Origin of the sequence: Xanthomonas dyei (assembly GCF_002939865.1) — a bacterium.
In the GTDB taxonomy this organism is placed as follows: domain Bacteria; phylum Pseudomonadota; class Gammaproteobacteria; order Xanthomonadales; family Xanthomonadaceae; genus Xanthomonas; species Xanthomonas dyei.
The window spans coordinates 576,100-583,700 of record NZ_MDEE01000001.1; the positions used below are offsets into that span (position 1 = coordinate 576,100).

Annotated in this window: 6 protein-coding genes and 2 pseudogenes; all 8 read right to left on the reverse strand. The window is 59.4% G+C overall.

The window, feature by feature from the left end; genetic code table 11:
• The 8 genes and pseudogenes from XdyCFBP7245_RS02505 to XdyCFBP7245_RS02540 all read right to left on the reverse strand — a co-directional run bounded on the left by XdyCFBP7245_RS02505 (position 1) and on the right by XdyCFBP7245_RS02540 (position 7,422).
• Entirely contained in the window at positions 1 to 1,284 is a 1,284-nt protein-coding gene (locus XdyCFBP7245_RS02505) for a restriction endonuclease subunit S (protein ID WP_104614212.1), read from the reverse strand.
• Positions 1,281 to 2,357 carry a virulence RhuM family protein gene (locus XdyCFBP7245_RS02510; RefSeq protein ID WP_244907746.1) on the reverse strand — a complete coding sequence of 359 codons (1,077 nt, stop codon included), beginning with the start codon at positions 2,355 to 2,357 and terminating at the stop codon, positions 1,281 to 1,283. Before XdyCFBP7245_RS02510 ends, XdyCFBP7245_RS02505 begins: the two co-directional genes overlap by 4 nt.
• A complete protein-coding gene (locus XdyCFBP7245_RS02515; RefSeq protein ID WP_104614213.1) occupies positions 2,354 to 4,540 on the reverse strand; it encodes a type I restriction-modification system subunit M in 2,187 nt (728 codons plus the stop codon). The genes XdyCFBP7245_RS02510 and XdyCFBP7245_RS02515 overlap by 4 nt, the downstream gene beginning before the upstream one ends.
• A gap of 72 nt (positions 4,541 to 4,612) precedes the next feature.
• Positions 4,613 to 5,502: pseudogene (locus tag XdyCFBP7245_RS02520) on the reverse strand (restriction endonuclease).
• A gap of 40 nt (positions 5,503 to 5,542) precedes the next feature.
• Entirely contained in the window at positions 5,543 to 5,851 is a 309-nt protein-coding gene (locus XdyCFBP7245_RS02525; protein WP_104614214.1) for a type II toxin-antitoxin system RelE/ParE family toxin, read from the reverse strand.
• A 6-nt stretch (positions 5,852 to 5,857) separates the two neighbouring features.
• Positions 5,858 to 6,121, reverse strand: coding sequence for a YlcI/YnfO family protein (locus tag XdyCFBP7245_RS02530; RefSeq protein WP_082339426.1), 264 nt, complete (start codon positions 6,119 to 6,121; stop codon positions 5,858 to 5,860).
• A gap of 215 nt (positions 6,122 to 6,336) precedes the next feature.
• Positions 6,337 to 6,744: pseudogene (locus XdyCFBP7245_RS02535) on the reverse strand (hypothetical protein); the annotation flags it as partial.
• A gap of 147 nt (positions 6,745 to 6,891) precedes the next feature.
• Entirely contained in the window at positions 6,892 to 7,422 is a 531-nt protein-coding gene (locus XdyCFBP7245_RS02540; protein WP_104614260.1) for a hypothetical protein, read from the reverse strand.
• Positions 7,423 to 7,601: the final 179 nt, after the last annotated feature.

Here is a 7,601-nt window from a genome sequence, read left to right on the forward strand (position 1 = left end):
TTATCCGTTGAGTTCGGGGAGCTGGCCGGTGACGGCGGCGGTGACTAATGCAGCGCGATATTCAGCAAGGAGTTGGCAACTCCTCTCAACTTCACCAATGACAATCGAGTCTCGCTGATCTTGACCTATCAGAAATTCCGATATGGCTTCTTGTTCTTCAACAGGCGGCCTTAACACCATCAGCGCCTTTGTACCGTCCTGGTTAAGGATTGCGAGAGTGTTGCCATTTGAAGTCATCCGAACCTCATTGCGAAATCCCTCGAGGAAATACGCTAAAAATTGGGGACTGTTCCGATCCTTCATTATCATGGCGTTGACTTGCTGATTAGCAGACCCTGGTTCTTTTGCGATAGCGACTTTTCCCAGAGTCGCTCCGATCGCCACTAGGAACACGGTGCCGGATGGATACAGCGAGGCGACGCCATCGTCGATTGCCGTAGAAGAAATCTTTCGCTCGGAATCGCATAGCTCTATACCATCGCCAAAGTCTCCCGGAGTGAACCAATTGACGTCCCCGTCTGTGAAGTAATCTGCAAGAGCCGATGGAGGTGTTCTGCCGGTTGTGACCTTTCGCGTAACTCGCCGTAATTGGAGCAAATCCCAATGAGAGGGAATATCACCCAGCCAGTCGACGCCCGACGGCTTCATCGGCACGTCTGGATTTAGGCCCTTGGTGACAGCGCGGGTAATCAGGGCTTGGCGCTTTTCCGCCAGCCGCTCCTGCAGCGCCTGCTTCTTTTCGATCAGGGCATCGATGCGCGCGGTCTTGTCGTCCAGGAAGCGAGCGATGCGTTGCTGAGCAAGTAGCTCGGGGATGCTGACGCGCATATCAAGGTACCTTCCCAGGTCAAGATTCTGGATTCCCGTACTCTGCTTGATATGGGGATAAGTACCGCGTCCCGTATAAATCGCCAACATCAAGTAATTGAGATAAGCAGGATCAATCCCTGACGCTGGGCGACAACGGGCAAGGAAGTTAGACGTCACGCTGGGACGGTCATCATCAAACAATGCCGTTCGACCCACGAGTTGCTTCTCGCCACCTCCGGACTTCTCCATCACAAGATCACCGGGACGCAGCGCGATCTTTTCAAAAACGGCCGGATCAATGGCTCGCAACGTTCGCTCGCCCTCATTCAGGCGGCCAGATTGACCATCGAAGTCAGCCGCACGGATGCAGATAACATCAGCTTCGCCGTCAGGCTCACTTCCCCAGGCGCCGTTCTTGCAGCTTTCGAACGCCCACTTCAGGCGATGCTCTTGTTTGCCGCTGCAAAAAATCACGTCTCATCTCCGGAATTCGGCTTACGCGATTTTGCCGAAGGCTTGATCACCTTGCGGGGCTTCAGCGCGTCAGTCGCACTCCGCAAATCCTCCAGATACCGCGCTTCACCGAGCTGCTCGGCTTCCAGCCGCCGCCGCTCCGCAAACGCGTCGTACTGGCCTTCCGCCCAGTCCAGCGCCTGCTGGCGGCTGACCTTGCCCGCGTTGTCCAGCAACGGCAGTTCGGTATCGCGCAGGAACTTGTCCAGGAAGCCATCCCAGTCTGCCAGCCGGATGTCCTGCCGGCGCATGGCGCGGAACTCGGCCTGGTCCAGGAACATCACGGTGATGCGGTTGAGCGTGTCGATCTCTCGTGCATCCAGGTAATTCTTGGCCGTGCCCACGTCCTGCTTCAGCACGCGGCTGCCCTTCCAGGTGTTGATGCCCATGTTGGGCTTGGTGGCATCGGCGCGCTGGCGGATGATCTCCGCCGCCGTCAGCTGCGTGGCGGCAAAGTGCACCTTGTTCTGCATGATGGCGAAGAAGCGCTGCGTGGCCTGGTCACCTTCGCGGTAGTCCACCGCCATGGCGAAGATCTCGCGGATGCGCTGGTACACCCGCGCCTCACTGGCGCGGATCTCGCGGATGCGCGCCAGCAGCTCATCGAAATGATCCGCCGGTCCCACATTGCCCTTGAGGCGCTCGTCATCCAGCACAAACCCCTTGACCAGGTACTCCGACAGCCGGGCTGTGGCCCACTGGCGGAACTCGGTGCCGCGCGCCGACCGCACGCGATAGCCAACGGCCAGGATGGCCTCCAGGCTGTAGTGCTTGGGCCGGCGGGAGATGGTACGCCCACCCTCCTGGCGAACTTGTAAGTAATCCTTACAGGTTGCCGCCTCGTCCAGTTCGCCTTCGGCATAGATCGCCTTCAGGTGCTGGGTGATGTTCTGCGGCGTGGTCTGGTACAGCGCGGCGATCTGGGCCTGGGTCAGCCAGACGGTCTCGCCAGCCAACAGCACCCGGATGCCACCCTCGCCTGCGGCATAGATCAACAGTTCTCCCTCTTTGGCGGCAGTCACGTCCTTGCTCATGCCAGCAACCCTTTCAGCAGATCGGCGATCTCGCCTTCCAACTGCTGGATGTCGGCCTCGATCTGCGGCAAAGGACGCGGCGGCTTGTAGACGTAGAAATGGCGGTTGATCGGGATTTCATAGCCCACCTTGGTCTTGCTGAAATCAACCCAGGCATCGGCTACATGGGGGAGCACCTCGCGGCACATGTAGTCGTCGATGGTGCCGCGGAACGCCTCCACAAGGTCATCGTTGGGCTTGTCCGGACCAAAGGCCATGGGCAGCGGCAGTTCGGTGCCTTCCGGCAAGGGGATGTTCTCGGTATCCCGGAGTTCGCTATCCGGCTCGGGGCGCCCCTTGGCATCGCGACAGATCTCGGCGTTCGGGTCGCGCTCACCCAGCGCGGCGAAGATTGCTTTTCGAATAGGTGTGGGCAGTTTGGTGCCAGCTTTCTTCGCCATTTTTTCAAGATCGGCTTCGAATACTTCACGATCCATGTAAAGGCCTTTCCCTGCCAGTCTGGCGAGCAGCTCACGAATGCCCTGCTGCATGGCCTGGCCTTCGGCAATTTCCTGCCGCGCAGCCTTTTCATCCTTGCGCTTTTTTGAGGTCGCCAGATTGGCGAAGGCGGATTGCTCGTCCAGCCGGGCAACACGCCCGGGCGTGGCTGTGAAATTCATCCGCAGCGGCCGCTCCACGGTCACCTTTAGGAAGCCGAACTCGCGATTCTCAAAAACACGTGACACCACGCGATTTTCGGTTTCGCCGGTCTTGTGGTCGATGACCACATCAGCGCTCTCGCCATCGCCGTAATTGCCATAGAGCGTTGTCAGCGCTTCAATCTGCTCATCAGAAATTTCGTTGCGCTTGTTGTTGAGGCTTTTCTTCATCTTACGGAAGAAACGCGTGCCGTCGATCAACTGCACATAGCCCTGACGCTCTTCCGGCTTGCGATTGGTGACCAGCCACACGTAGGTGTAGATGCCGGTGTTGTAGAAAAGTTGATCCGGAAGCGCGACGATGGTGTCCAGCCAGTCGTTCTCGATGATCCAGCGCCGGATGTTGGATGGTCCCGACCCAGCATCACCGGAAAACAACGGAGATCCGTTGAAGACGATTGCGATTTTTGATCCTGGCTTATCAGGATTCCCCTCGTCGTAGGGGTGCATCTTGGCAATCATGTGCTGCAAAAACAGCAGCGACCCGTCATTGATCGCAGGCAGGCCAGCACCGAAGCGGCCGGCGAAGCCGTGATTGGCATGCTCGCTCTCGACAACCGTCTTCTGGTCCTTCCACTCCACGCCAAATGGCGGATTGGCAAGCATGTAATGAAATCGCTTGCCCTCAAAACCGTCTCCACTCTTGCCGTCGCCCAAGGTGTCGCCCTTGACGATATTGGCCGTGTCTTCATCCTTGATCAGCATGTCCGAACAACAGATGGCCCAGGATTCGTCGTTGTATTCCTGCCCATACAGGTGCAGATGCGCTGCGGCATTCTGCCCAAGAATGAACTTCTCCGACTCGGACAGCATGCCTCCCGTGCCGCACGTCGGATCGTAGATGCTGCGGACGATGCCAGGCCTGTAAACCTCTTGCTCGCCGGTGTACACCAGGTTAGCCATCAGCCGGATCACCTCCCGCGGGGTGAAATGGTCACCAGCCTCTTCATTGGCCTGCTCGTTAAAGCGCATCACAAGATGTTCGAACAGATAACCCATCTGCAGGTTATCAATGCGATCTGGATGAAAATCAATATCCGCCATCGCCTTGATGATGGTGAAGAGCCGGTTACTTGCATCAAGCTTTTCGATCTGATCGGCAAAATTGAAACGCTCAAAAATCCGGCGCACCTCCGGCGAGAAGCCGTTGATGTAATCCAACAAGTTGGGGGCAATGTTTTCAGAGTCCCCCAGCAATTTCCTGAAGGTGTATGCACTGACGTTGTAGAGCGGATATTTACGTTTGGGATCAGCCGCCTTGCCGAGTAGCCGGTGCATTGCCTGGCCAGGAGTCTCCTTGGCCAACAGCTTAGCGTGCTGTTTCAGCACGGCGTCTTTGGTCGGCTCCAACACGCAATCGAGACGGCGTAGCACCACCAGCGGCAACATCACCAGACGATATTGTGGCGGCCGATACGGCCCGCGTAGCCGATTGGCGATCTCCCAGATTTTCCCTTTAAGCTCCTCGTGAGTCTGATTATTCATTACGCCCTGCTAGTCGATATTGTGTAAAACGCGCCTGATTCATTCAGACGAAAAATTTGAGCCGACGCGCTACTAATCGTCACCCGCCAAGAACCACACTGGTTTGAGCGGAAGGCGTGTACGCGCGCCATCGTCCAATTGCGCATAGTGCGTGGTCCATAGCTCAACCAACTTTCGAGCGTCGATCAAGTTGATCCGCCGATGCGACTGCCGCGCTTCGTAGTCGGCGTCCTTGGTGAAGCCGGACAATGCGACGAACAAACCGACATCGCCATCCCCCAGCACCGCCATAAAGCTGCGCAGGCCCGTCACATCGATCCGCGGCGAGTTGGCATACGCTTGACCTGCACCTTGATGCGCGGCGGGCGGGTGCCAAGCGGGTCGTTGTAGGCAATGATGTCGGTGCCACCGTCTTTGCCGGGCGGCGCGACCCAGGCAACGTGGTAACCCATCGCCCGCAGCAGCGAGGCCACAAGTTCCTGGAAGTCATACGGCGGCATCGCAGCGAGGTAAGCCTCGATCTCGGCCCATGCCATTTCTTCGGCTTCTTCCAGCGTGATGCTGGCCGATTCCTCGGTGAGCTCGCCTTCGGGGTCGTCGACCTCGTCGGCGACGGGCTGGGCGCTCTTCCACTTCTTGTACAGCTGGCCGACCGCGCGAATAAATTTCTCTGGATCCGGGTAGGCGTGCAGCGCCGCTTCGCCCTCTGGCGTGAGGGTCCAGATGCCTTTGTCCTTGACCAGCCAGCCGGCCTTGACCGGCGCCACGGTGCTGAAGCGCACGATCTTCTCGAAGCGACGGCCGCCGGTTTCGTAGTCGCCCGCTTCGTACTCGGTGAGCACGACCTGCTGTTCCAGCGCGGCCAGCGCATCGGATGCACGCATGCCTTCCGGCTGAGTCTTGAGAATATGGAACAGCGCACGGGTCAATTCCCCCGTGCGATGCCTGCTGATATTGGCCATCTACTTCCCCTGTGGCGCGACGTTGGCGCTAGCGCCGTGCTTAATGATAGTCGTCTTCACGCTGATGCCTGACGGCCAAAACGGCGACGACCTGATCGCTTTCCACCTCAAACAGCAGCGCGTAGCCGCTGGCACCCAAGCCGATCACCAGCTCCCGCAAGAACGGGTCTGCCACCCCCGCCTTGCGGCAACTCAACGGGGCCAGTTCAAGCACGGTGACGCCATCGCCGATGGCCTGCAGCGCGCGCTTGGCCACGGTGAAGTCGCGGTCGGCACGCTGTAGCAGCCAGTCGTAAAGACGCGCGAGATCGTCGCGTGCCTGCTGAGTGAAGCGGACAGAAAATCCCACCTTGGCTTAGCCCTTGCGCGCCTTGTCCAGTTGGGACTGCAGCCCGGCCAGCACATCCTTCGCGTCGATGTACCGGTTGGATGCCTTGGCGCTGTCACGCGAAGCCAGCCCGCGTGCAATGAAGGCTTCCTGCTGCTGGCGCTGCTGCACCTGGGCGCGCACGGAGTGCTCGACGAAGCTGGACAGCGTCTCACCCTCCTGCAACACGGCTTCGGCCGCTTCGCGCAGCGCCGGGTCTACGCGGAGCGATGGAAGAGATGCGGATTTCATGGCAGACCCAGTGCGTTGCAATTGCGATGCATCATCGCAAGCGAGCGGCGGCGCTTCAAGGTTTTCTTTGCAGACCTAAGCCGGCGATGTCGCAGCTACGTTGATGCGATGTCACGTAGACGCTGAAGCACGATGCTTGCGCGCTCCGGTTCGGCGACCAATCCCGGCAACGCGTTCACAAAAGCCGGGTTGTCTATTAGCCCTATGAACACATCGGCGACCCACTGCCGAAGGTCTGCATGCTCCACGGCAAACTCTTCCACCAGCTCAGCCCGGCCATCGACGACATTGAGCACGTCCTCCAGGTCGTGACTGGAAAGGAAGTCGCTGTTGCCTCGGGTAGCGAAGGCTTCGAGCTTGGTCGCCACGAATGCTGTCGCTGTCACCAAGCGGATGGACAGGCGATCGCTCAAGGCCACCACTTGCGCCGTCTTTACAGCATGGGCGTACCAGCGGTTGGAGAAGCCAAGCACGCCGGCATCCACCGGCATCAGGTCGAAGAGGACGCCCGAGGCTTCGTGTACCCAGCGGCAGACGACGCCGCTGCGCATCTCGCGCGCAAAGCCCTGCGATTCCACACGCGCCTCGATGCCGCGGAATCGGGACCAATCAAGATTGACCACCGCATCGACGTCATAGGTGGCGCGGACGCTTTCAGCCAATGGATACGACACCAGCAGGCCAACGACTGCCCCGCCGAGGAAGACCATGTGGTTGCAACGTTCGCCCAGTGCATCCGCAATCACACGCAGATGCGGTAGTTAGGATCATTAGACCGCATCGCTAAGCCCCAGCAACTGCTTGAGATAGCGCGCCGCCAGCGTGCGCTCGCGGGCACGCCCGCTGCGTAGGGCGTCCTGCAGCGCCAGCAGTTGGTACAACGCGGGGTCGCCCAGCGCAGCGTTGGGCGCACCGGCCGACAACGGCGACAAGCCGGGGCCTTTGGCCGTGCCCTGCGCGCTTGGCCACACCGGTGCATCCCCTGGGGAGCTGGCAATCGCAGTGGACAGTGGGGGCACGCCAAAAGCCGTAGGAATGCCACGCTTTGGCGGCCCGATGACCGCAGGAAAGGCATAACGCACGCCGTGGACCGCAAACTCGTGCAAGGCCGTGCGCACCGTCTCCCACTCGCCGCGGCTTTTTTCCAGCGCCAAGCCGGATGCCACCGCGCGCTTGACGCTGCGATGCACCTGAGAGGCGCTCATGCCCAGCGCTTCTCCGAGGGATGCATAGGTCCAGGCCTGGCCCGCCTGGGCCACCTGCTTGTACAGCACCACCAGATCCTGCGGCTTCAGTTCCACAGCCAAGCCAGCCTTATTCCATATTCCATAATATGGAATATCCAGCGACTAAACTGTTTTTGCAAGCAGTCTTTGCGACACGCCGACCTAAGGAACCTCTGAACAAAGCACGGCAGATGCGCGACACTACTCGCCTCGTGTTGAGGAATCATCCATGCAACTGACGTTCGGCGACGCTG

Bases quoted from the DNA above. Each gene is read 5' to 3' on its own strand.
- XdyCFBP7245_RS02510 (WP_244907746.1), bottom strand. From the start codon at position 2,357: ATGAGCAAGGACGTGACTGCCGCCAAAGAGGGAGAACTGTTGATCTAT.
- XdyCFBP7245_RS02530 (WP_082339426.1), bottom strand. From the start codon at position 6,121: ATGAAATCCGCATCTCTTCCATCGCTCCGCGTAGACCCGGCGCTGCGC.
- XdyCFBP7245_RS02515 (WP_104614213.1), bottom strand. From the start codon at position 4,540: ATGAATAATCAGACTCACGAGGAGCTTAAAGGGAAAATCTGGGAGATC.